Origin of the sequence: Roseburia hominis, assembly GCA_040702975.1 — a bacterium.
GTDB lineage: Bacteria > Bacillota > Clostridia > Lachnospirales > Lachnospiraceae > Allocoprococcus > Allocoprococcus hominis_A.
In genome coordinates, this window is record CP159990.1 from 3,005,635 (window position 1) to 3,032,015 (window position 26,381).

Here is a 26,381-nt window from a genome sequence, read left to right on the forward strand (position 1 = left end):
GCGAAATACTTTCTTTACTTCCAAGCATAATGTAATCTGAAATTCTGTTTCCCATACTCGTAACTACTAGAAATTCTACCATTTCCAATTCTATATTTCAACTTGCTTCTGATAAAATCTTCCAAATCTGCACTTTATGCTGGTAATTTTTTACCAGCGATGTATAATAAATGAAGAATCCCTTTAGTCAGCTTAGGTGATACAGGGATAGACTGAACAGTTTGAATAAATGGAGGGATAGATTATGAGTAAGATTGATGAAGTAAGAAGCGCCATGGTAGCCGCTATGAAGGCAAAGGACAAGGACACAAAAGAGACCTTATCCTCTCTTCTGGCCGCTCTTAAGAACAAAGCGATCGACAAACGCGCCGATCTGACTGAGGAAGAGGAAGTCCAGGTCATCATGAAGGAGATCAAACAGACCAAGGAAACCCTGGAGATGACTCCCGCAGACCGCACAGATATTATTGAAGAATGCCAGAAACGAATCGCCGTTCTGGAACAGTACGCACCGAAGCTGATGGACGAAGCCGAGATCAAAGAAGTGATTGCCTCCGTTCTCGCCGCTCTGGGGATTGAAACGCCCACCGCAAAGGACAAAGGCCGCATCATGAAGGAACTGATGCCGAAGGTAAAAGGGAAAGCCGACGGCAAGCTGGTAAACCAGGTGCTTATGAGTATGATGTAGAAAGTTTTTCACTCCGTTCCAATCAGTGTTAACCGGGTGGCACCAGGCACCCTCACGGAACGTATTGTATGTCATAGGACACACTTTTCTATGAAATAAAAAAGTGTGCCGCCTTATAATCGGTCAGACTGCCTTTAAGCGTGTCCGTCATTATAAGGTGGCACTCTTTTTTCTACAATGGAAATTTTTTCTTCAAAAACGTTTCGTTCAGAAGATGGTTAGTTTCATAAACTCCATTATAAAAAACGGCCCAGTTATTAAAAACACAGGGAAGGTTTTTTGCTTTTTCCAAAGTATCCACAGCGATTAAATGTAACGGTATGTCTTTTCCCGTACAGTATTCCTGCACCTGCCTGGCACAATCCGGAATATACGGACATTGCAAACCATAGTATATCGTCAGTCCGTCACTATCTATCTTCATTTCCTTCGCGCTTTCAGAAAAACGGGGCTTTTTTCCGTCAAATGACAGTGCCAATAGTTCATAATCATTTCCCACTGTATCTACGACCTCAAACCCGTATTTCAGAAAAAACTTTTTCTCTGACAGAAACGGTTTCTTCTTTTTTGAGCTAAGAACACATACTCCTGCTTTCTTCTTTTCTTTCGCATCATTGATGCAATACTCAATAAGGGCTTTCCCATAGCCTTTCCCTTTGTAGGAACCGGCCACCCAAAGACAATAAATATACAAATAATCCTCTCCATAAACAGGTACCCATGCCTTCTCCAGAGGAGCATACTCAATAAATACTTTTCCTTTTTCGTCAAGTTTACGGAAAACATGTCCCTCGGCAAGCCGCTCCTTCAACCACTGCCGCTTTACGGCCACTCCGGCCTGATGTTTTTTGTCTGCAATAGCACAACACAAATGCTCTTTTTCTATATTACTGCTCGTTAAATTTATAAATTGTCCGCTCATACTGATTCCCTCCGCATTTTTTAACTGTATTGTAGCAAATCAACCATGACAACATTGTGTCATGGTTGATTTGTTTTAAATCTTTTATTGTTGTGCAGATAAACAGACTAAATAACTTCGCCATGCCACCGCAAACGCTTCATTTAAGAGGGGCTCGCATTCTGATGCCCTTACCTAATCCCTACGAAGCCGGCGAATCGGCAAGATTGCAAAATTCTATCAAATTTCTATATTTTTCTTTATTATCCCATAACAACCAACGTTTGAATGCTGCGAACGGAGCTCCCTCCTCCACCTCTCTTCTGATTGCATATTTGAAATCCTCTTTATCATACTCCTCCGCTTCATCGTATTCACGAATCAAATTCTTAAAATCTGATAAATTTCGTCTCAACGCCCTTCTGATATTGGTAGCCTCCAGCCTCTTTTGCGGAGTCGAACCATAATAGGCTTCATACAATAAAGCAACTGTATTCTCAACCTCAACACTATCCTCCAAAGCCAAGAACTCAAACTTCTCATCTCTGCCAAAGTACCCTTCTTTACGAAATGCAATCTTTCTATCAGCCTCAACTTTGGTACAATCCAATATTGGTTCATATTTAGCATTTTTTATATTATTACAGTGCGCACACGACCAAAACAGATTATTCCAATCATATTTCAATTCTGGATTACCTCGATGAGGTACCAGATGCTCGATTTGATAAGAAGAAACCCCTTCCTTATTTTCACAAATATAGCATTTACCCCTAAACAACTCGGCAAGAGCCGCATTTACCTCCGGTGTATTATAGCTGCCCCTACTCTCCTTGGCTATCTTTAGTGCTTCTATCGCCGCTTTCGCCCTGGGCGTTTCCCTACGACTATACTTTATCATTCCGCTTCCTTCTATCCTCTATTTCCTCAAACGCATTTCTCGCATCTCTTGCCAAATCCCCTGACAGTTGCTTCATTTCCATTAACAATACAGCTCGTTCCGCTCTCTCATCATCTGTCGGATTTTTCAATTCCACCAATTCTCCGTATCGTTTTACTTTTCGTAAAAGCAGATCCGAATAAGAATCCTGCTCAAAATATCCCTCTACGATTCCTTCAGCCGAATACCCTGACATGTCCTCCATACGGAACTTATTTTCCAAATCATAAATCACACAATTCCCAACAGAATTCAGAATATATGGGGAATGTGTCGACACGATAAACTGTATTCCTGGAAAGAACTCCGTCAGAAATGGCAATATCGTTTTCTGTAAGCCTATGTGCAAATGTGTCTCCAGCTCATCAATCAGAACAATACCTTCCGCATCATAGGAACTCAAAATGCCTTTCTTCAGCCAATTCTGCTCCATTCTCAGAATCAAATCTGCAACAATCTGTATAGCTGCGGAATACCCATCAGAAAGCTGGTCAAAACCAAAAGCATTCCTTCCATCTTCTTTGATTTCAAAATTGTAATTCTTATAGTCATATCTTAATTCTATACTCTGATTATCAAGCAATACCTTTAAAGCGGATACAAAACGTTCAAACCACTGATCCAGCATCTGTACTGTTTCGATATCCCCCTCGTTCCTTGCATATGCCTGTTGCGTTTTCAGATGTACCAGATATTTGAGAAGCACCTGCCCCGGGTTCTCCTCCAATGAATAACTGGTATCCAAAACGACATCTTCTGCACCATTTTGCTTTATAATCCCCGTCTTTCGGTCTGCTCCATAAAACGCCAGAATAAACTGCCCTTCCCGAAATGCTCTACACAAACCAGCGGTTTCGTTAAAATCAACAGAAATTCCTTCCTTGTAATTCTTTTCCAGATTCTCCAACTTATTATCGGCAATTGCCGATAAATATTTTTTGAGTGCTCTTAAAACCGTAGTTTTTCCCGACCCGTTTTTTCCTGTCAAGAGCAGATGAACCCTTCTGTCCCTATTAAGTTCAATGCAAATATCAGACAAATGTCTTAATTCTTCTATTTTAATTTCTGTAATATAATGGTTCATTCAGGACTATCCTTTCACTATTGGTTACAATCTTTTCGTAATTTTATCATAAACCAATCCACTTTTTCTGGCAACCTAAATTTCTTATTTGCCATACCCTATCGCGTCTTTAGCCCTTCATACATCCGCTCCGACACCGGAACCTCTATTCCAAGCCTCTCCGCCTCCCGCACCAGATAACCGCCAAAGGTATCCAGTTCGTTCCTTCGCCCGGCTCTGATATCCCGCTGCAGGGAACTGGTCGCGTTCTCTGCAAGTTCAAAATAGAACCGATGGATTATCGCCGCCACATGCTCCCCAGTCACCTGCACGCCCTTCGCCCGGGCCACCGCGAACGCCTCATTCACGAGAGCCTCATACTCCGACGCCTTGACCGGATCGCTGCGAAGCTGGCCGATCGTATTGTCATAATAGGCAGACTCCACATTATAGGCACAATTTAAAATATATTTCCGCCAGATCTCCCGCTCAATATCCTCCGCGATCTTACTGTCAATATCGGCGGCCCCCAAAATCCCGGCGACCTCTTTCACACGTGCTTCCTCTTCTGCCGACGCATTCCTGACGCCGATTCTGAGATTTGCGAAATCGCCCTGCTGGGTAATCGAGTAATCTGCATTAGCAAATGCCACAATATAAATCAACGAATCCACCACGATTCCTTTTCCCAGCAGTTTTCTCGTCTTTTCTCCCGGGTCCGCGCCGTTCATCACCGGAATGACCACCGTGTTCTCATCGATGCTTTCCGCCAGATCCCGGCAGATTTCTTCCAGAGAATAATTCTTCACGCAGATAAATACATAGTCCTGGTGTTCTAGTCTGCGGCAGGAATCCACCACCTTCTCCGGTTGCACAGCGATTTCTCCATGGTAATCACTGTGAAGAATCAGCCCGTTTTTCTCTATGGATTCTTTTCGCCCGCCTCTGGCGACCAGCGTCACATGCGGAAATGCCTTGATCAGCATTCCCGCCAGGTAACCGCCCACTCCGCCGATTCCCACAACCGCTATCTTCTTATTTTTTAACTGATCTGTATCCATGCCAAACTCTCTTTCCTTTCAATCCGCCGATTTCTTCTATTCCTCATCTATAGGGAATCGAATCTCCTCATCACGCACCGGCTCTGCATCTTCCGCTTCAAGTTCCGGAATCTCTCCAATTTCTTTCTCCCCCACGTCCTTATCCATAGCCTGATCCGCCGCCTCGGCAAAGGACTGGTCAATCGCCAGCACGATATTTTCCTCGTCCGTATCCACATCGGAATCCACGTCGACCACCTTGAGCTCACGTCTAAAGAAAATGTCGTAGAGCACCGGCACAATAAAGAGGGTCATGAAAGTGGCGTAGGTCAGTCCTCCGATGGTGACCGTCGCCATGCCTTTACTCATCGCGGCTGTCATCTCCTGATCAAACGCCAGCGTAGACATAGCAAGGATCGTCGTAAGAGCCGTCATCAAAATCGGACGCATACGAGTCTTTCCGGTCTCTACCAGTGCTTCCCTTTTCCCGCGCCCGGCAAGCCGGAGCTGATTCACATAATCCACAAATACAATACCATTATTTACGACCACGCCTGCCAACACCAAAAATCCCATCATAGCGACCATAGACAGGGTCTGTCCGGTTCCCCAGAGCGCCAGAAGCCCTCCTGTAAATGCAAGCGGTATGGTGAACAGTACGATAAACGGCGACAGCAGGCTCTGGAACTGCGCCACCATGATCATATAAATGAACGCAATCGCGAGGGCGATCATCTGAATCAGGTCGATCATCGTCTCCTGGACATTCATGACCTCTCCGGCCATCTCCACCGTATAACCCTCCGCCACCTGATACTCGTCAAGAAGCTTCTCCACCTCACGTCCCAGAAGGGTCGTATTGTAGCCCTCCTTTGTAACTGCCGTCACCGACATCTGCCGGGCCTGGTTGTCTCTCCGTATTGAAGCAATACTGTTCGCGTCCTCGGTCGTCGCAAACTCTTTTAATTTGTGCGTTTCCTTGACATCGTTTCCCTCTTCATCTTTCTTCGTCGTCTCGAACTCATATTCCAACAGGTTCTGCACTGTGAGAGGATTCGCTTCATCGACGATCAGCACCTGATAGTCATTTCCATCAAGAGTCAGATTCGTGGCCTTCGCCTCGGTCTTTAATTTGCCGGCAAGCTCACTGTAAATCTGCGCCACCGTCAGACCATTTCTCATGGCCGCGTCTTTATCAAGGGCCAGCTTGATTCCCACATCGCCCTCTTCCTGTCCATTGGTGATCTCCTCAAAGCCGTCCACTTTTCCGAGTATTTCCATCACATCTTCACTGATCGCAAGTAAGGTGTCCAGATCCTCTCCCTGAATATCGATCTGCATTCCACTGCCGCCAAGCGCCGACATATCCATACCAGAAGCGGCTGCCTCCAGCTCATACTCCTCATCTTTTCCTTCTCCCAGCTTCGTGATCTTCTTGGAAATCGCATCTCCGTCATTGGCATGCTCCTCATCTAAGAGTGCATAGAAGGTAAACTGGGTCTGCTTCTCCCCGGAAGATGCACTTCCCCCTGTCATAGACGCCATGCTGACGGTACTTCCGCCGGACATGACGCCCACCGTCTCAACGCCCTCAAGCTCTGTCATAGCTTCCAGAAGCTCATCTGCTTTCTTGTAAATACTCTCCTGATCCAGCTCCTCATTCATCTGTACAGAGACATTGATCGAATCACTGCTCATACTGGGAATCATCTCCATTCCCATGCGGGCTGTTCCCCATACGGCCACTACGAGAAGGGCAATCGAAAGTCCCAGCGGCACCACCTTCACCCGCAGGCAGAAACGCAGCACCTTCTCATAAAGTACCATCACCTTATCAAAAAGCGGGTGCTGTTTTTCTTTACTCTTTCTCAGGACGGTCGCACTCATAGACGGAACAAAGGTCAGCGCCACCACAAGACTCGCAAGCAGGGAATAGGCAATGGTAAGGCCCATATCCGTAAACAGCTCCCTTGTCATACCTTCCGTGAACACGATCGGAAGGAATACACAGATCGTCGTAAGCGTGGAGGCAAAAATCGCTCCTGCCACCTGTTTCGCGCCGAGCACCGCCGCCTTCGGGGCCGGAACTCCCTCGCTTCGCAGACGGTAAATATTCTCAATGACAACGATGGAGTTATCCACCAGCATACCCACGCCCAGCGCCAGGCCGGACAGAGAAATAATATTCAGTGTCACATCTGAAAAATACATCAGCACAATGGCAAACAGCACACTAAGCGGGATACTGAAAGCCACAACTACCGTCGGTTTTACATCTTTTAAGAACAAGGCCAAAATAATAATCGCCAGGACAGCTCCCACAATCAGGTTCTGCAGCACGGAATCGACGATCAGCTTGATATAGTCTCCCTGATCCATCATCGGTACGAACCGGAGGCCATCGTACTCTTCTTCCAGATCCTCAAGCGCCCGGTTCAGCGCCTTAGACACATCTGATGTGCCCGCTGTCGAAGACTTCATGATACTGAGCATGACCGCATCATTCCCATTGATCTTCGCATAGCTCTCATCTGCATTGTCCACGATAGATACGTCCGCCACATCACCCAGACGCACGTCGCCAACGCCCTCAAGATTGCAGAGCAGGGTGTTCTTCAGCTCATCAATAGAGTCAAACTCATCTCCGATTTTCAGCATGATCTGGCTCTCGCCTTCCTTGATATATCCGGCAGGCATCTCAAAATTCTGTGCGTAAATGAGCTTGGACAGGGTATTCATATCCACAAGTGCGTCGATATTCGCACTCTCCAAAGCGGTCTTGCGGGCGTCCTCATACTGCTTACGCGCCACATCAAGCTGGGCCTGGGCCGAAGTGATCTGGCTCTCTCCCGCCGCAAGCTGGGCACTCGCCGCCCCAAATGCTGCGGCAGCGGTAAGTTTCCCTTTCTCCACAGAGGTATAGTTACTCTTCGCCACAGCCACCTGCTGGTTGACCTGATCCAGAACCGCCTGTGAAGCCAGAATCTCTGTATTCAAATTGGCAAGCTCGGTATTGATCTGCGGAACCCGGATAAATACGACTTGTTCCAGTTTTGCAAGGTTCTCCCAGGTAAAATTCTCCAGCAATTCACCCAGCTTTGGATCGTCCGGCTGCGCCTTAATCATCTCTTCCAGAGCTGCACGGATCTTCTCAAAGGTCTCCTGGCTCGTATCTGCCAGAATATCTGAAATATCAAGCTGCGTATCCCCCAGCTCCGGATTCTTTGAGCACAAATCTTTCAGGGCTTCGTTAATCTGATCATATACCAGCTTAAGTTGCTCTTCATAGATCTTCTTCTCCGCCTGGAGCGCCGCCTGGTTGGCCTTAAGGCCATTTACCTGCGCCTGATAGGCCGCCGACGTTGCAACTGCCTCATCAAGCATCTGACTATATTTTGCCAGCTCGTCATAGGTAGCGTCCTGCTCGTCTGCCAGCTTCTTCTTTCCATTTTTTATCTCGCCTGCCGCCGCATTTAGCTGCCCTTCTTTTTCATCTAAGGTTGCCTTCGCCTCGGCAAAGGTACTGTCCAGCTTGGCAAGAAGCCGGTCGTTTACATTATCGATCTTACTCTGATTCAGGCGCAGTTCAACCTTCTCCTCAGTAAGCCCCGTAGCCGTCACGCTGGCCACGCCCTCCTGCCGTTCCAGATAGGGAATCAGCGTATCTTCTGCAAAACGGCTCAGTTCCTTGATATCCTTTCCCTCATAATCCATGCTCACCATCATGGTCGGCAGCATATCAGGTGAAATCTCCATCAACATCGGGGATCCCGCCTCCTCAGGCAGCGCATCTTTCAACTGCTCCACCGCCGTCGACAGCTTCACCATGGCACTATCCATATTCGTATCGTCCTCAAATTCCAACATGACCATACTGAAATTCTCAGAGGACGTACTGGTCACATTCTCCACGCCATTTACCGTTCCAAGAGAACTCTCCAGAATCTCGGTCACAGAACTCTCCACTTTTTCGGGCGTCGCTCCCGGATATGTAGTGATTGCCACCACATAGGGCAGGGTGATCGTGGGCAGCAGATCGGTCGTAATCTTCGTAAAACTGATGAATCCAAGCACCAGTACCATCACAACGCCCACCAGCACGGTAAACGGTTTCTTCACGCAATATTTTGACATATACATACTCCTCCTGTCGGCTATTCTTTTATTCTATTACCTGGTTTCCAAAGAATCAATGACGTTTTTATCCTTTCCTGGAAATTTATAATAATTTAATATTTGTCCTTTTTCAAAAATTACGGTATACTTATCTTTGCGAAAATGCTGCGCGATACTAAACCATACACAAAGGGGAGATTATACATATGAATAAAAAAGAAGTAACCGAAATCAAGAAACAATTTACACCGACGAACTGCGCGATCACGCGAATCTGCGGCTGCTATGTGGACGGAGAAAAAGAAAAGAAGACGGAGTTAAAAGAAGCCTTTCTCTCCCTTCCCGAAGAAGAGATCTTCAAATATTTTGACATATTCCGCAAGACCCTCTCAGGCACCATCGGGAAGAACCTGCTGAACATGGAATTTCCGCTGGAGACGGAGTCCGAGGGAGGCACGCAGGAATTCCTCTTAAAGCTCAGGAACAGCCGTCTGACCGATGAAGCGCTGCTGGAAGATTTCTATAACCGGGTGATCGATGCCTATGATTATAGTGAGAATTACCTGATCCTTTTGATTCACGCCGCATATGACATTCCCGGAAAGGCTTCCGACGGCAGTGAGATGTTCGATGCCTCCGATGAGGTCTACGACTATATTCTCTGCAGCATCTGCCCGGTAAAGCTCTCCAAGCCCGGCCTCAGCTACCACGCTGACGAGAACAGCTTCCACGAGCGCGTCCGCGACTGGATCGTGGAAATGCCGGACGCCGGTTTTCTATTCCCGGCCTTCAATGACAGAAGCACCGATATCCACAATCTTCTTTACTACTCAAAGAATGCGGAGAATCTGTCCAACGGACTGACCGACACTCTGCTGGGCTGCGTCCCCCTCTCACCGCAGACAGCCAGAAGGAGACCTTCAAGGCGCTGATCGAGGACACGCTCGGCGATGACTGTGGTTATGAAGTGGTGAAGAATATTCATGAGAATCTGAACGAGCTGATCGAGCAAAACGCTGACAATCCGGAACCGCTCGCCCTCGATAAAGCGGAGGTCAAATACCTTCTTACCAAGAGCGGGGTTGATGAAGAGAAACTGGAAACCTTCGATGAACAGTTTAACGCGGCCGCCGGAGAACACGCGACCTTACTGGCCACAAATATTGCGAACACCAAAAAATTTGAGATCAAGGCGCCGGAGGTCACGATCCAGATCAGTCCGGAATTCATTGGGCTTGTAGAGACGCGCGTGATCGATGGCCGCAAATGCCTCGTCATCGGAGTCGACGACCGGGTGGAAATCAATGGAATCCGTGCACGCACCTTCATTCCGCAGAGTGCGGAAGAATAGACGGAGCATCATAGATAAATGTGCGGTATACCACCTGATATTTTCTTAGGTGGTATACCGCACATTACACTATTGATGACTCACTTTACCATGATTCTTCGAATCATGGCCCCTCCGGGAGATTTTAGCGCTCACATTTCTGCGGTGAACGCAGAAATCTATGCGCAGTATAATGTCTAACGACATTGTACCAAGTCGCTAACGCGACGGCTAGCCCTAAGTACGTGATTCCACTACTTTTTCTTGAAAATTTCATTTTTCTCAAAATAAAAGTAGCAGTTTTTTTATATTTGTTTTATTGTTGAATCACCACAAGACAACCTAAAACAATACAAGAAAACTGCTATGCTTAGTTTATCATGGATTTTTAAACTCAACAACTACTTATCTTATTTTTTTATTCGTCCACCGCCTTCTTGCGTGAGGAATACATTACTTTTCATTTCATCACAAAGGAGTTTTTTATCATGGACAAATATTTCAATACTTTTCGGGAAATGATTTCCCTTCGCGGTCTTACTGACCATACCTTATCTGCTTACTGTACCTACATTCGCGCTTACCTGGACTATCTTGAATGTTTTCTTCATAAACAGCCTGAAGAAGTGACATGGTCAGAACTGCGTGATTTTGTCAGATGGCTTTCATATAGCAGAAACCTGTCTGACCGCACCATTAACTGTGCGATTTCCCAGCTCCGTTTTTTTACCATGTATGTTCTTCATAAGCCCTGGGATGCTACCCACCTCCCCCTACGTAAGTTCGACACTTATATCCCGTTTGTCCCTACAAGAGAAGAAATCTCTGGTTATTTTTCCGATATCCCTGATATAAAAGAAAAAACCATGCTTGTTCTCATGTATTCTTCCGGGCTTCGTCTCGGTGAAGTCTGTTCCCTCCGTTATGAGGATATCGACCGCAAACAGATGAGGATCTTTATCCGGCATGCAAAGAACCGTTCTTCCAGGTACGCTATCCTTTCAAAGTATGCCCTGGATTTACTTACTGCTTATTGGTTCCAATGTGGAAAACCCAAAAACTGGCTTTTCCCTGCGAACCGAAAGGAAAATGCACCCTATAGCTCTACTAGTTTCTCTAATAAATTTGTGCAATACCGCAAAACTTTTCGTTGGAATGAGAAACTCACCTGCCACTCGTTTCGCCATGCTTTTGGCACCCATCTTTATGAAAATGGCACTGACCTGCTCACAATCAAAGAGCTCCTTGGACATAAATCACTGTTATCCACCACTATTTATGTCCATCTTGCCAGTAATGGGGTACAGGCGGCACTTAGTCCTTTTGACCAGTTTGGAGGTGCTCTTGTTGACAAACAGTAAAATTTCCCAAATCTGGCACTATTCCTATGAAAATTTTTCTGCCTTACATCACCAGTCCGGTGTTCAGGAAAAGACTTCTCATGCCATCCTTAACTGTAAAACCGGAAAACTCGGCTGTAACATCAGCCAATGTACAGTCTGTGGACATACGCAAGTCCACCACAATTCCTGCCGGAATCGGAACTGCCCCAACTGCCAGGCTGTACGAATGGAAATCTGGGCAGATAAGCGGAGAGCAGAGGTCATTGACACCCCTTACTTTCATGTGGTGTTCACACTCCCACATGAACTGAACTCCCTGATCTACTGTAATCAGAAACTCCTGTACAATCTTCTGCACAGATGTTCCGCCGAAACACTTCTGGAATTATCCCAAAATCAGAGGTATCTCGGAGCAACGCCCGGCATTATTCAGGTTCTTCACACGTGGAACCAGGAACTGGATTATCATGTGCACATGCATTGTATCGTATCCGGAGGCGGTCTGACTGCTGATCAAAAGATCCGGAAATCCAAAGGGACTTTTTTTATTCCCGTTAAAGTGCTTCGCGATAAATTCAAAGGAAAATATCTTGCCCATCTAGAGAATTATTATCGGAACAGAATGCTGTCCTTTTCCTCTTCCTGTAAAGAACTCCAGAACTCTTACTGTTGGAAAGAATGGAAAAACAATCTATATGAAAAAGACTGGTGTCCTTACATCAAAGAGACGTTCAATGGTTTTGGGAATGCAATCGAATATCTGGGACGATATACCCATAAGATTGCTATTTCCAACAGCAGGATTCTCTCTGTCACACAATCAGAAACCACTTTTTCGGCACGTGGAATAAAACCCGGTGACCCTAAACGGGAAATCACTCTTCCGAACACAGAATTCATCCGAAGATTTCTGATGCATGTACTTCCATCAGGATTCCAAAAAATCCGTTACTATGGTTTCCTAAATAACCGTATGAAATCAAAAAATCTGAAATTGATTTTCAAACTACAAGGATACCAGAAATTCAAGCGACAATATACAGATTTATCTATAGCAGAACTGTTAAAGGCTGTCTGGAATTATGATATCCGTGTCTGTTCGGAATGTGGCTGTGCGAGTATGGAACAACTCGGAAGGACATATGCAAAACCAAGCTAAACAGCAGTTCCATTCATACTGTTTTTTCAAGACCTCCCAACGGAAGGTCTGCGAAGCATGCCCAAAAAAATTTTTTCGGCCGGTTTTTCCATTGATTTCTTACAGTTTTATCCGAAATCTGGAATTTTTATCAAATGAGGGAAAATACTATCCCCATATCATTTCAGGCTAAACGTCCGCGAATTGGTACAATTGAGAAGAATCACATTCAGAGCAGTTCTTGTTTATTCCGAACTGCTCTTTTTGTCTGCTCAGAATCTGATACTTCTCTAAAGAATTATACCATGATAGTCTTTTCGCTATTTATAACGCTTTCATATACAAAAATACCCAGCGCCTCCTGCCTTTCAGTTCCGCAAGCACACCTCCCCGGAATTTCTGATATAATTTATACATCTTCACCCAGTCCTCTTTCCCCGTTTTTTCACCGGAAAATGCAGATCTGACGGCACAATGAGTCAGCCAATCCCACTCTTCGCCCGTAAGGTAGGGATATTCCCTCTTCCATATTTCGCCCAATTCGTTTTCGCTAAAGCCCATATCCTTCATTCCCAGGAAAACAGTGATTCGATAAATCTCCGCATAAATGCTGGCGATTCCCCGGTTATCTTTCCTCTTCCGAAATGCCTGCAGCCTTTTCCTTCTTCTTATTCTATACCACACGAAACCTGAAATCCAAAGAATTCCAATCAGCGCAGCTAAGCAGCCAAGCCCTGACAAAACCCTCATCATCAAAGCATACGCCCTGCTCTCCCTGAACTTTTGCCACTTTTCAAATAATGTACCGCCCTGATTTGTGCCTCCCATACCGGAACCCTTCCCGGAAGATACAATGCCAGGTCCTCCCTCTTCCTCGTCCGCCGGATCATTTTCTCTTATACCCTCTTCCGAGGCAGGCTCATTTTCATTTTCCTCATCTTCCCCTTCCGGATCAGCATTTTCATTTTCCGTATCCTCCGGGTTTTCTTCCTCCCGCCGATCCTCATCTTCTGTATTGTCCGGGCCCGGGGCATTTTCCTCATCATTTTGGTTGCGCAGGGCCTCCGGCTGCGCCTCTGTACCGGTATAAGGCAGCGTATGTTCCCTCACCTGCCAGCCAAGCTCCGAATCAAAGGTCTCACACCAGGCATGCGCCATCTCGTCAGTCACTACCGCACGGTAGGTTCCGTCACTTTGCTTTTCAAATCTCTCCGGGGAGACGGCGTACCCCTCCACATACCGGGACGCATATCCGCATTTCCGGTAAATCAGCGCAGCCGTCGTCGCAAAATGGACACAGAACCCTTTTTGATTATCCAGCAGAAAATACTCTGCAAAATCCTTCCCCTCCGGAGTTTGTCCCGGCTCCAGACTATAGCTCAGATCGTCGGAAAACTCATAATCAATCCCACTTGCCACCTTATCTGCTGAGCCTTTATCAAACAAGACACAATACTTTCCCAGCCGCTCAAGTTCCTTAGGATATTCCTTATAATTTTCTTCCACAAACGTACAATAATTCTCCCAGTCCTTTGATTTTGCAGCCAGATCCTCTTCTCCTACATTCTCCGCTTTTCTACTCGGATAATACTCATATTCCCACTCTTTTCTACCGTTCCCCTTGACATAGGCGTCCAACCGCACAGTCAGGTTATCCGGAATCTGCGCATAATACGGCGTGTACCCGAACTCCCCGGAAGCGCCAAAACGCTTGATCCACATACTCTCCGCTTCAATTCCACTGCTCCCTTCATGGATACGCCGGAACGGTTCATTTAACAAATCCTTCTTCTTTCCCTCTCCGACGATCGGCGCCGCCATTTCGGCAAACCGGATACTGCTCATCTCTTTCCAGCCATTTCCCGTATAATCTACTCCCACATACGCGCGCAAATACACACGGGATTTGGGCTCACCTGTCACAACCACTTCCAGTTCCTTCGTCCCCTGCGGGTGATGACTGGACAGATTTCTGAAATCTCCCTTTCCCACCCCGCCTTTGGAATAATCGGATTCTCCCTTCATATGCTCCGCCAGCATGGCCCCCACATCTACCTTCTGCGCCTGGAGAAGATCTTTTCTGATTTTGGTGTATTCCTGCTCATGCTCCCCGACAAGCTGCAGAATCGCCGGACTTACAGCCGCCGCGCAGCCATAGAGAATGAGGAACACCAGCATACCTCCGGCCAATTCAAGGGTCCACCCCTTACCACAGCCGGAATGCCCCACGATCATGAACAGGCAGCATGCGCCCAGAAGCACCCAGGAAGCAGTGACCGACGGCAGATATCCCACAAACGCACCAAGAATCCCCGGAAGCAGCATGACCGGAACCGCCACGAACAGAAAACGCCCCCTCAGAAGAATCCCCACAAGGATCGCTCCCAGCAAAAACTGCACCACAAAAAGGGCGCAGAAAATCGCAACGCCTCCTGCTTCCTCCATACGCGGAAACCCGGCGCCATAAAACTGATTATATTTCCCTATAAAATCATTGACCAGCACGAAGGCTCCCGGCGTCCAGAGCCGATACCCCAGCACCATCACCACCGCTGCCGCACCACTAAGTGCAAAACCCATTTTCCGTATTCCCGGCCTTTTCTTTCCACCTTCGAACAGAATCACAAAAATCCCCAGGCAAAATACGGCCACCGCCCGGCTTCCATAGGCGAGTTCCCGGTTCACCCCAGTCTCAAACACAGAGACATAGGCGGCAAACATGGCGGACAGAATCAGATACACCACCGCCAGGCAAATATATCGATACGCTTTATTCTCTTTGTTCGCATGAATCATCTTCAGACCCGACATATCATATCCTCCGGTCTTCCTCACATTAAACAACGAAATACAGTCTGCTCCAATTTTTCTCACGTCAAACAGTAAAATACAGCCTGCCCCAATCTATCTTTTCTCCATTTATCGGTATCCGCAGGAATTCCTCCCCGTTCATCAGAACAGCTCCGTTTAGCCGGAATTCTATGATTCTGCTGAACGCATCTTCTCCCGGCAGACGGCCCACATTGCTCTCTTTCGTCCCGGAAGAACTGCCGAGATGAACGTCCACCGGACGTTCACTCAGGTATGCATGGCAGCCAAACGCCTCCGCCCACCTTGCCTCGGCCTGCTCCCCGCCCCGATAGGGAGATGCGTACAACAAACGGTTCGCCAGCTCGTATACATGCTCCTCCCTGCTGACTTTCACTTTGACCACACGCCCGTTCGCTTCCTCATACCAGGCGGCCATATGCACACATTTCTCCTCCAAAAGGGAAAGCGACAAAGATGCGACCGCTTCCAGAACCTCTGACGGCCAGCCCTTTTCTCTATTCCTTCGCCTGTCCCCTTTTTGGGCAAATTCCCGATTCAGATTCAGATAAAGAAGGACCACCGGGCCTAATGGTTTCCCGTGCTCCTTGACCAGAAGCTCCTCTGATTTTGCCGACAGTTTCCAATGCACATCATGCAGGGCGTCTTTCTCCTTGTACTCCCGGATCTGATAGATCTCAGACGGGTCGTCTCCCTTCTCCCGGTCCGAATACTCCTCGGCATCTGCCAGAAATTCCCGTGTCCGCCTGCTGACCTCCACCGGAACCAGATGACACTCCGGCAGGATTCCTACCTGGCTGACCTCTTTGCAGCGTTTTCTCGTCAGAAAAATATGCAGCAGATCATATAGCTCCACCGCTTCCAGCACAATCCGCAGATTTCCACACTGATCCGACTGGGTGTGCATTTTCACCTCTGTTTTTCTTCCACGCAGCGCGCAGCCCTTTACGCTGCACGTTTTGATTTCTCCCGTAAATGTATTTTCTATGCGCATCCTCAGCCGAAAATGAACCGCCGGTATCCGCGAACCATTCTCTATTCTTACCGGTACCGGAATCTTCTGTCCTTTCTCCGCCACTGCCAGAATCGTTCCAAGCCGCACCTTGATCCCTTTTCTTGCAAATAGAAGAAACCCCGCTCCCAAAATCGGATATAAGAACTCTGCGACCAGCAGCATTCCCAGAATCCGGTCATCATACAGGAAAAAACAATATAAGGTCAGCAAAACGACTGCTATATAACTAACAATTCTCTTAATCATGCCCCACCTGTTTTCTTCTTGCCGTTGGCTTTGGAACCTCACCAAGCACCTGATTCAGCACGTCTTCCACATTGACGTGAGCGACCTTCGCTTTGATCCCCAGCGTTACACGATGTCTGACCGTACACAAGAATACTTCTTTCACATCTTCCGGAATCACAAAGTCTCTTCCCGCAAGATAGGCCCTCGCCCGGCTCATCGCCGCAAGCGCCACCGTTCCTCTGGGGCTTAAGCCCGAACTTAACAGTTCCTGCTCCCGTGTCGCTTTAGCCAGCCGCGCTATGTACTCAAACACAACCTCATGCACGAACACCCCGGCAGCCTCTTCCTGCATCTGAAGGATCAACTGATCATCGGCCACATTTTCCACCTGTTCCACCACGCTTCCGGCCTGTCTGCGCTTTAGTATTTCGATTTCCTCCTGCACCGTGGGATATCCCATATGAATGCTGATCATAAACCTATCAAGCTGCGACTCCGGCAAAAGCATCGTTCCCGCCGATCCTTCCGGATTCTCCGTCGCAATCACAATAAACGGCCGTCCCGTTTCCCGGCTCACGCCGTCCACCGTTACCTTTCTCTCCTCCATAACCTCCAAAAGCGCCGACTGCGTCTTGGGAGAGGTCCTGTTAATCTCATCTGCCAGAAACAGATTGCACATGAGAAGCCCCGGCTGATACACGAACTTGCCTCTCTCCTTCTGATAAATGGAGAATCCTGTCAGATCCGCCGGCATAATATCCGGCGTGAACTGTACTCTTTTTTCCATAAGCCCCATAGCTTTGGCAAATGCCAGTGCCATGGTGGTCTTCCCTACCCCCGGCATATCCTCTATCAAAATGTGGCCTCCCGCCACAATCGCCGTCATGATCTTCTCAATAACGTCCGATTTCCCGACTACTGCTTTTTCAACTTCCCTGATGATTGCTTTCGCTTCCTGATATAAAGCTGACATATTCCCTACCTCACTGCTTAATGCAGTGTACTGTTGACCTTCATTATGATACACTGCACTGGTTTTCCATTTCTTCCAGTATACCCTAAATATCCGACGGTTGAAATAGAAAGAGGCTTAATATTTCCTTAAAAGAAGAAATTTCTATTTTTCAACTGCCACATACAAACACATATTAATGCATAATAAAGCCACCAATTATCTCAACTGGTGGCAATAAAACCTGATATTTACATGAATAAAAAATTATTCAGCGGGCACCCGCTTCCCCTACATCGCTTCTGTCTCAAAGACTGCGCGGCTGCGGCAAAATTTATCTCTCCAACTAATCACCCAGACAAAGCCCATCTACACGATCGTCCCTCCGGACGCCGTCCCAACGCCAATTCGCAGGATTGCCTTCACCAGCGTCATAAGCGCATTTATAATTCCATCATTCAAAACAGCCAGCGGAGCATTCAGCACACCACTTCCCAACAGTACCGCAAGAATCAACACGCTGTAAGGCCGGATTCTTGCATAGAACTGATTCACTCCCGGAGCAATCTCCGACAAAATATTCGATCCGTCCATCGGTGGAATCGGAATCAGGTTAAATACCCCAAGCCCCACATTCAACACCGCCGCATAATAACAGAGAACATACAGGTAATTAATAATCACCCCATGTGTTCCTACTTTATTAATAATTCCATAAAGAAGCATGAACAAAAACGCCATGATAAAATTCGCTGCCGGACCTGCTGCCGATACCAGGATCAGATCCCTCTTCCGGTTCTTATAATTCCTGGTGTTTACACGCACAGGCTTCGCCCAGCCCACATGGAAAAGCAGCAAACATAACGTCCCCCAGGGATCAAGATGCTTAAACGGATTCAGCGTCAGCCGTCCGTCCAATTTAGGCGTCATATCCCCTAATTTATAAGAAACATACCCATGCGCGAATTCGTGCATAGAAATCGCTATGAGCACCGCCGGCGCAACATAGATCAGGGTCTGAAAAAAACGATACATATAACTGGTCAACACATTACTTATTGGAAAGAACATATTTCATAACTCCATTTCATTTCATACGTCACATTATAGAACGGAATCCGTTCATAATCAATATCCAGAGTGTGAATAATTTCTAAAGAAATATGAAATAGAATGTGGAATAAAAGAAAGACAGCCCCTGACCAGACTGTCCTTCTCCTTTACCTGACTTATGTCCAACTCTACTTATTCGTTCTCGTACTCTGTAATTCTTGCAACCTTTGCTGCTGAACGTGAATTCGGATCATAGGTAACACTCAGATATTCTTTTACCAGACATTTTGCAAGTTCGATACCGGTAACCTGTGCGCCCATAGTGATAATGTTTGCATTGTTGCTGAGCTGTGCTCTCTGAGCCTGATATACGTTATTTACCAATGCTGCATAAGCTCCTTTTACCTTGTTCGCTGCGATACTTACACCGATACCTGTTCCGCAGATCAGGATTCCTCTGTCACATTCACCTGCTGCTACGCTCTTGGCAAGGCGGATCGCTGTGTTAGCATAGATCGGATCGTCACTTCCGAAATCTACGCACTCATGTCCGAGGCTTTCGATAAACGGTGTTAAGATGGTCTTGTACTCTGTTGCGTTCGGGTCACATCCAATAGCAATTTTCATTGTTTCGTCCTCCATTTTGAAAAAGTATTCTGATACTGGCTTTATTATACATCACCTTACTCATAATTTCAATTCATTTTTTCGCTTTTTTCAATTATTTTCGCTTTTGCCGTTTATTCCTTTTGTTTTCTTTCGTTATTTTTGGATATTGGATTTTGTATAAAATATTACGCATTAAATATCACAAAAAGCTACCGAATTCAAAATAGAATTTTTCAAAAATCTTCCAATTTTTCAAAACACCTCTTTTACACGTTCCCCGAAAATGCTATGATAATTAAAAGGCCCTAAAAAACTGTGGAACATAAGGCTTTAAGTGCAAGGGCTCCCATTCTCTCGGCAGCCTTTTAGGTCAGACATATCTGACCTTGAACCATTACTTCGGGAGAATAAAGACGATACTACACAAAATTTCAGGAGGCATTTATAATGGAAACAAAATTTACACATGAATCGGCATTAGAATTACTTAAAAAATACAACAAAGAACCTTTTCATATTCTCCACGGTCTGACTGTGGAAGGCTGTATGGCCTGGTTCGCTAAGGAGCTGGGACACGGCGAGGAAGAGAATTTCTGGGCGTGTGTCGGATTGCTCCATGATATTGATTTCGAACTCTACCCGGAAGAACACTGCCAGAAGGCTCCCCAGCTTCTTACTGAGGCCGGCGCTGAGCCGGAACTGATTCACGCAATCGTAAGCCACGGCTACGGAATCTGCAGCGACGTGGAGCCGGCTCTGGAAATGGAAAAGGTCCTTTTTGCCGCGGACGAGCTTACCGGATTGATCGGTGCCGCCGCTAAGATGCGTCCTTCCAAAAGCGTAATGGACATGGAAGTAAAGAGCCTGAAGAAAAAATACAAGGACAAACGGTTCGCCGCCGGCTGCTCCCGTGATATCATCGCACGGGGCGCCGAGCGGCTTGGCTGGACCCTGGAAGAATTGATGGAGAAAACAATTCTCGCCATGCGGTCCTGCGAGGAACGTATCCAGCAAGAGATGCAGGAACTGGGACTGGAAGCTTAATCTTGCCAAACTGCGCCAGGAATTTAAGACAGGAGACGGCGAACCACCGTCTCCTTACATCATAATACTCTACCTTGTTTACTTCTGCTTCCATGCCAGGGAGGCAACTCTTTTCTTGTCCAGAGGACACCTACTATTTCTTGCGGCCACTACTTTGCGTCAGCAAAAACTGCAGCCTCCTTAATCCAGGTCATCAGCTCATCATCAATTTCTTCTGTATCCGCTATCAGAAGATGGTGTGTCCAGCGGTTCGGATAAGGCTCTGTTGCGATTTCTACCCTTGGGGATTCCAGCTTATAAGCCAATCCAATTGTCACAACAATATAGCTTGCTGGACACGCACTCTTTTTCCTTACTTTTGCAAAGGAAACGCAGGTAAATAGATGTTTGTTATAAAACGAAATCTGGCTCTTCTGAACCTTTATCCACACATTTTCTATCTCATTTAAGATTCGATTTTCCAAAGCCTCATATAGGGGCATCGCATCCATATGTCTATCAAAGAAAAGCAAACAATCCGCATTCATAGTCATCCTTTCTCCTTCCCGCACCATTTGTCTATTTCCACTATTTACTTCCTTCCATAATCCATCAGCCGCTTTTTTGCTAAGGTTACTTTTGTATACATTATAACAATTAAGCGGCGGCATTACCATCGAAATTTGCATGTACAAACAATCATCGGAAAATGGGAATCTACGGAGAAGACCACAGCAAAGATCTGTATGCAATCTAATTTGCTTTACTGTTTGAATTATCTAAAAACTTTTACATCCATATGCAGACTGTGACAAGGACTGCCCTACGGCGTCTCGGCTTCGCCTTGTTCTTTGACCTCACTAGTTTTTGCATATTATTAAGAACCCGACAAACTTGAAATTAACTAACTGTTTTCAATCTCATTTTCTATAAAGTGATTTGCTATTTCAAAAGCTCTTACTCATCTTTTCGCCAAAGTGATTTGCGACTTATATCTTTCTGAATTTTCTTTTGCTTCAAAGGTTATTATTGTTTCTCGCAACTTATGCAATGTTGAATCAATTTGCCTTTTTGCTTCAATTAAATCTTCCTTTGTATATTCCATTTTTGTCCTCCTCAAATCCCGATCTGTTCATTTCTTTTGAAATCTATTGTACTACGTTCTTCTCATGTTCTCAACAAAAACCATATGAGCAATAATACTTCTTTATAGAGATTTACAGCGTCTGGAAGTGTTGATGAAAAAGCACATTGCTGAATTTGAAAAGACTCTTAGAAAAATTGAGTTTGATTAATAGTCTTTATTTATCAATTACGTATGTATGCAAAAAAGCGATTACCACATATAGCAGTCTCTTTTTTCAAAAAAATGACGCAGACAATGTTTCCACTACCTACGCCATTCCTTATAACATCTTGAAATATTTACTCCATTTGCTTTCGACTTTTACTCCAAATTTACTCCATTTTAAAAATCTTTCACAATATTTTACGGTATTTTATGATACCCCTTTCTTGAAGAAAAACTGTCGTAAACCTTGATTTTCAGCCAACTTTTCAATATTTCCAAGCACTTTATTCTGTTGCGAGATTTTCTCTCAAATTATTTCTGCACAATATTAATAATCTTCTTCGGCACATAAATCTCTTTCACAATCGTACCGGTCAGTTTATCTGCGATTGCTGCCTTTCCTGCCGCAATAGCCTCCTCTTTCGTCGCCTCGGCAGAGATGGTCACAACGACTTTCGTCTTTCCGTTGATCTGTACCGGAATCTGAATCTCATCGTCCCTCATAGCCTCTTCGTCACACTTCGGCCATTTGGCTGCAAATACGGTGCCTTCCTGTCCCAACTCTTCCCAGATCTCTTCTGCCATATGCGGTGCAAATGGTGCGATCAGAACAGCCAGAGTATCCAGCGTCTCTTTATCTACGCCGCCTTCTTTTCTGGCAATCTCTGCCAGCTTATTGGTATTTTCCATAAATGCAGAAATTACCGTGTTCAGGCTGAAGCTCTCCAGACGAGTCGTCACGTCATAGATCAGTTTGTTGCGGACCTTCAGCATTTCCTTCGTTGCCTTGATATCCTTATCCTTGCTGTCCATAAGCAGGTTCCAGAGCTTCTTGAGGAAACGGTATACACCGTCGATTCCACGGTCGTCCCACTCTGCGTCAAGCTCCGGCGGTCCAACGAACAGCTCATACATTCTCAGGGAGTCACAGCCGTAATCTCTCACCAGATCGTCCGGGGATACTACATTTCCTTTGGACTTGCTCATCTTGATTCCGTTCTTACCGGTAATCATTCCCTGGTTGAACAGCTTCGTAAATGGTTCGTCAAAATCTACCACGCCGATATCGCAGAGGAACTTGGTGTAGAAACGGGAATACAGAAGATGAAGTACCGCATGTTCTACGCCGCCGATATACATATCGACCGGGAGCATGGCGTCTGCTTTCTCTCTTGATACCAGTTCTTCGTTGTTATGATTATCCACATAGCGCAGAAAATACCAGGAAGAACCTGCCCACTGCGGCATGGTATTCGTCTCACGTTTTGCCGGTTTTCCACATACCGGGCAGGTCGTATTTACCCATTCGTCGATGGCAGCAAGCGGAGATTCTCCGGTTCCTGTCGGTTCATAGGACTCTACGTCCGGCAGTGTAAGCGGAAGCTGATCCTCCGGTACCGGTACACAGCCGCAATCCGGGCAGTGTACGATCGGAATCGGCTCTCCCCAATATCTCTGACGGGAGAATACCCAGTCGCGGAGCTTATAATTCACCGTTGCACGTCCGATTCCCCGCTCTTCAATGATATGCGGAGCTTCCTTTTTAAGGACAGCGGACTCCATACCATTCCACTCACCGGAATTAATCATGGTTCCGGAAGCCTCGGTATATGCCTCGGTCATATTTTCAATCTCTTTTCCATCTTTTGCGATGACCTGAATGATCGGAATACCAAATTTTGTGGCAAATTCAAAGTCACGGTCATCATGAGCCGGTACACACATGATTGCGCCTGTACCGTAATCAGCCAGAACATAGTCGGACAGCCAGATCGGCGTCTTCTCCCCATTCAGCGGATTGATCGCATAGCTTCCGGTAAATACACCGGTCTTTTCTTTATCCTGAAGACGGTCTACGTTAGATTTCATAGACGCTTCATAGATATACTGCTCTACAGCCTCTTTCGTCTCATCAGTAGCCAGTTCTTTTGCCAGCTTATGCTCCGGCGCAAGAACCATGAAGGTTGCTCCATACAGGGTATCCGGTCTTGTGGTGTAAACGGTGATCTTCTCGTCCCTTCCTTCTACCGGGAAATCTACCTCGGCGCCGTAAGATTTGCCGATCCAATCCGTCTGCATCTTCTTTACCTTCTCCGGCCAATCCAGTTTATCCAGATCATTCAGAAGACGGTCTGCATATTTGGTGATCCGAAGCATCCACTGACGAAGATTCTTCTTGGTCACCTCCGTGCCGCAGCGCTCACATTTTCCATTTACAACTTCCTCATTGGCAAGTCCGGTCTTGCAGGAAGGACACCAATTGATCGGGAATTCCTTCTCATATGCCAGCCCCTCCTTGAACATCTTCACAAAAATCCACTGTGTCCACTTATAGAAATTCGGGTCTGTCGTATTGACCTCCATATCCCAGTCATAAAGTGCAGAGATCTCGTTGATCTGACGTTTAATATTCGCCACGTTCTCTGCGGTGGATTTAGCCGGGTGTACACCCATCTTGATCGCGTAGTTCTCTGCCGGAAGTCCGAATGCATCCCAGCCCATCGGGTGAACGATATAATATCCCTGCAGGAGCTTATATCTGCTCCACACATCGGAGATGACATACCCTCTCCAATGTCCCACATGCAGTCCGTTTCCTGACGGGTACGGGAACATGTCAAGACAGTAGTATTTCGGTTTCGGATTACCGTTTGCATCTACCTTCGGATTCACCGGGTTCTCCGCCCATCTTTGTTTCCATTTCTTCTCAATCGCCTTATGATTATAAGGTACAGCCATGTTTATTTCCTCCTTGTAAAATGAAATCCTGCACTTTTCTGTGCAGTAAAATATAAAAGCCCCTCATCTCATAGAAAGAGACGAAGGACTTACCTCTCCGTGGTACCACTCTTTTTCATTGCTTCTTACGCACAAAATATGCCAAGCGCCGGAAACAATGCACTTTTCTTCTATAACGGGAATCCCCGCCTGCGGCTACTTCGCGCACTGACGAACCTATTCATCGTAATCTGTCATACGCTTCAGGCAAGCGATCTGCAAGGCTCCATATTCACCACAGGAACTCCAAGGCGAGTTCAAAGTCTTTACCTGCTGCCTTGCACCAGCCGGCAGTTCTCTGGAAAGTATCTGACTTCTACTACTCCTTATCTTCGTTTCTACATATTCTTGTATATTATAAGAAGAATCTTAAAATTCGTCAAGTACTTCTGTGCAAAAAATTCACTCTCCTAAATTGCAAAAGTAAATTCCACCTACTTTTTCTTTGATAGAAGTTACTTTTGCATAGGTTGAATTTAGTCCTGCATACGTATTATGATGGTTTTATTCCTGACAGCAGTAGAAGGAGACATCATGAGTAAACATATCCCAGGAAACCATAAACATCTTACTACCGCAGACAGACTTTATATTGAACGCCAGTTGAATGCAGGGGCTTCTTTTAAGGAGATTGCTTGTTACCTCTGCAAAGATCCCAGTACCATATCCAAAGAGGTGCGTTCTCACCGTCTATCCGATTTCTATCCAGGCAAAGGACTCTTCCTGAATGCTAAAAATTTCTGCGTCCACCGTTTCCATTGCCAAAAAAAGAATGTCTGCAGAAAAATCATTCTCTGCGATACGAAATGTTCTTCCTGCCCCTCCTGCAACCAGCACTGTAAGGATTTTGTGAAGGAACGCTGTAACAGACTTGACCGGGCTCCCTATGTCTGCAATGGTTGCGATAAGACCCATGTCCGTTGTACCGTTCCTCATAAATACCATTACGATGCTCTCTTTGCAGACCGCAAATACCGCGAAATGCTTCGGGATTCCAGGTCTGGTATTAACCTTTCAAAAAAGGAACTCCACCACATTGATGAGGTCGTTACCCCTCTGATCTGGCAGGGCCATTCTCCCTATCAGATCGTTGTGGAACATCCGGAACTGGGGCTTTCCGTACGCTCCATTTACCAATACATAGAACTCGGACTGCTTACCGGACGCAACATCGACCTGAAACGGAAAGTGAAGTTCAAGGCACGCAAGTGCCACAAAACTCAGATTACAGACCGGCAGGTGTTTTCCGGCCGCCTCTACAGTGATTTCCTCCAACTCCCTCCCACGCACGTAGTTGAAATGGATACCGTTAAGTCTTCGCGGGATTCTAAAAAATGTATCCTGACATTCTACTTCCGGGACGAGAAACTGTTCCTTGCCTATCTCTTGAACCGATGCACCAAAGGCGCTGTCCGTGCTGTTTTTGACCGTCTGGAAGCACGGCTCGGCACGGAAACATTCCGCATCCTGTTTGAAACGGTCCTGACAGACCGGGGCGGTGAATTCGGTGATCCACTGGCCCTGGAAACCGGCATGGATGGCAGCCAGCGTACTAATATTTATTATTGCGATCCCATGCGCAGCGGTCAGAAAGGTGGCGTTGAAAATGTTCACACAAAACTACGTGAGATTCTTCCGAAGGGTACCAGCTTCGAATATCTGACGCAATGGGACCTGAACCTGATTGTAAATAACATCGATTCGGTTCCGCGCCAGAGCCTGCTCGGCCTTACTCCATATCAGGCGGTAAAGGAAAACTTCGGTATGGATATCTTGGCAGCACTTCAGCTCAAGCCTGTCAATCCAGAAAAGATCGTCCTGACGCCTGAGCTGATTAAGTAACCCATAAACCCAAACAAAAAATCTGCTGTTAGGTAATTCTGCTTTTAAATCTTCATAAAAAATAAACAAAGCTAATAGAATTTAGTCCTGCACACGACATTTCCTGTTGGCTTGTTTGCCATACCCTATTTTAGAATATTTGCTTGGATTAGAATCTATTATAACCCATTTTTTCGTCCTATGCTCAAAAAAAGTTTAAAAA

18 protein-coding genes, 1 pseudogene and 1 other annotated feature are annotated in these 26,381 nt (G+C 46.2%); of the genes and pseudogenes, 6 read left to right on the top strand and 13 right to left on the bottom strand.

What is annotated here, in order from left to right; translation table 11 throughout:
- The first annotated feature begins 244 nt into the window (after positions 1–244).
- A complete protein-coding gene (locus tag ABXS75_13950) occupies positions 245–688 on the top strand; it encodes a GatB/YqeY domain-containing protein (GenBank protein ID XCP84163.1) in 444 nt (147 codons plus the stop codon).
- Positions 689–860: 172 nt separating this feature from the next.
- On the opposite strand, the gene ABXS75_13955 is transcribed toward ABXS75_13950, so the two are convergent.
- From ABXS75_13955 to ABXS75_13975, 5 genes are all read right to left on the bottom strand, one after another.
- Positions 861–1,610, bottom strand: a complete 750-nt coding sequence (locus ABXS75_13955) for a GNAT family N-acetyltransferase (GenBank protein ID XCP84164.1) — start codon at positions 1,608–1,610, stop codon at positions 861–863.
- Between the two features lie 181 nt (positions 1,611–1,791).
- Positions 1,792–2,490, bottom strand: a complete 699-nt coding sequence (locus ABXS75_13960; protein XCP84165.1) for an HNH endonuclease — start codon at positions 2,488–2,490, stop codon at positions 1,792–1,794.
- Positions 2,477–3,613 carry an AAA family ATPase gene (locus ABXS75_13965; protein XCP84166.1) on the bottom strand — a complete coding sequence of 379 codons (1,137 nt, stop codon included), beginning with the start codon at positions 3,611–3,613 and terminating at the stop codon, positions 2,477–2,479. The genes ABXS75_13960 and ABXS75_13965 overlap by 14 nt, the downstream gene beginning before the upstream one ends.
- Positions 3,614–3,711: 98 nt before the next feature.
- Complete coding sequence (locus tag ABXS75_13970) at positions 3,712–4,653, bottom strand: 2-dehydropantoate 2-reductase (GenBank protein ID XCP84167.1); 942 nt, start codon at positions 4,651–4,653, stop codon at positions 3,712–3,714.
- Positions 4,654–4,689: 36 nt separating this feature from the next.
- A complete protein-coding gene (locus ABXS75_13975; protein ID XCP84168.1) occupies positions 4,690–8,766 on the bottom strand; it encodes an efflux RND transporter permease subunit in 4,077 nt (1,358 codons plus the stop codon).
- 188 nt (positions 8,767–8,954) lie between these two features.
- Here ABXS75_13975 and ABXS75_13980 point away from each other — a divergent pair.
- From ABXS75_13980 to ABXS75_13990, 3 genes and pseudogenes are all read left to right on the top strand, one after another.
- Positions 8,955–10,099: pseudogene (locus ABXS75_13980) on the top strand (DUF4317 domain-containing protein).
- A gap of 467 nt (positions 10,100–10,566) precedes the next feature.
- Positions 10,567–11,439 (top strand): tyrosine-type recombinase/integrase, encoded by an 873-nt coding sequence (locus ABXS75_13985; GenBank protein ID XCP84169.1) that lies wholly within the window; start codon positions 10,567–10,569, stop codon positions 11,437–11,439.
- Positions 11,375–12,580: an IS91 family transposase gene (locus ABXS75_13990; GenBank protein XCP84170.1), complete on the top strand. Its 1,206-nt coding sequence runs from the start codon at positions 11,375–11,377 to the stop codon at positions 12,578–12,580. The genes ABXS75_13985 and ABXS75_13990 overlap by 65 nt, the downstream gene beginning before the upstream one ends.
- Before the next feature lie 303 nt (positions 12,581–12,883).
- Here ABXS75_13990 and ABXS75_13995 read toward each other — a convergent pair whose 3' ends face one another.
- The 5 genes from ABXS75_13995 to ABXS75_14015 form a co-directional block, all read right to left on the bottom strand.
- Positions 12,884–15,370: a transglutaminase domain-containing protein gene (locus ABXS75_13995; GenBank protein ID XCP84171.1), complete on the bottom strand. Its 2,487-nt coding sequence runs from the start codon at positions 15,368–15,370 to the stop codon at positions 12,884–12,886.
- Positions 15,371–15,434: 64 nt separating this feature from the next.
- Positions 15,435–16,649: a DUF58 domain-containing protein gene (locus ABXS75_14000; protein XCP84172.1), complete on the bottom strand. Its 1,215-nt coding sequence runs from the start codon at positions 16,647–16,649 to the stop codon at positions 15,435–15,437.
- A complete protein-coding gene (locus ABXS75_14005) occupies positions 16,642–17,604 on the bottom strand; it encodes a MoxR family ATPase (protein ID XCP84173.1) in 963 nt (320 codons plus the stop codon). Before ABXS75_14005 ends, ABXS75_14000 begins: the two co-directional genes overlap by 8 nt.
- Before the next feature lie 348 nt (positions 17,605–17,952).
- Positions 17,953–18,654: a site-2 protease family protein gene (locus ABXS75_14010; protein XCP84174.1), complete on the bottom strand. Its 702-nt coding sequence runs from the start codon at positions 18,652–18,654 to the stop codon at positions 17,953–17,955.
- Positions 18,655–18,828: 174 nt separating this feature from the next.
- Positions 18,829–19,263 carry an RpiB/LacA/LacB family sugar-phosphate isomerase gene (locus tag ABXS75_14015; GenBank protein ID XCP84175.1) on the bottom strand — a complete coding sequence of 145 codons (435 nt, stop codon included), beginning with the start codon at positions 19,261–19,263 and terminating at the stop codon, positions 18,829–18,831.
- Positions 19,264–19,692: 429 nt separating this feature from the next.
- Here ABXS75_14015 and ABXS75_14020 point away from each other — a divergent pair, with 429 nt between their 5' ends.
- Entirely contained in the window at positions 19,693–20,289 is a 597-nt protein-coding gene (locus ABXS75_14020) for a hydrolase (GenBank protein XCP84176.1), read from the top strand.
- A gap of 149 nt (positions 20,290–20,438) precedes the next feature.
- On the opposite strand, the gene ABXS75_14025 is transcribed toward ABXS75_14020, so the two are convergent.
- From ABXS75_14025 to leuS, 3 genes are all read right to left on the bottom strand, one after another.
- Positions 20,439–20,816 (bottom strand): DUF5655 domain-containing protein, encoded by a 378-nt coding sequence (locus tag ABXS75_14025; protein ID XCP84177.1) that lies wholly within the window; start codon positions 20,814–20,816, stop codon positions 20,439–20,441.
- Between the two features lie 413 nt (positions 20,817–21,229).
- Complete coding sequence (locus ABXS75_14030; protein ID XCP84178.1) at positions 21,230–21,373, bottom strand: hypothetical protein; 144 nt, start codon at positions 21,371–21,373, stop codon at positions 21,230–21,232.
- Positions 21,374–21,871: 498 nt separating this feature from the next.
- Complete coding sequence (leuS, locus tag ABXS75_14035) at positions 21,872–24,298, bottom strand: leucine--tRNA ligase (GenBank protein ID XCP84179.1); 2,427 nt, start codon at positions 24,296–24,298, stop codon at positions 21,872–21,874.
- Positions 24,299–24,371: 73 nt separating this feature from the next.
- Positions 24,372–24,679, bottom strand: a binding site (T-box leader).
- A 192-nt stretch (positions 24,680–24,871) separates the two neighbouring features.
- On the opposite strand from leuS, the gene ABXS75_14040 reads away from it, so the two are divergent.
- A complete protein-coding gene (locus ABXS75_14040; GenBank protein XCP84180.1) occupies positions 24,872–26,179 on the top strand; it encodes an IS30 family transposase in 1,308 nt (435 codons plus the stop codon).
- The last annotated feature ends 202 nt before the right edge of the window (positions 26,180–26,381 follow it).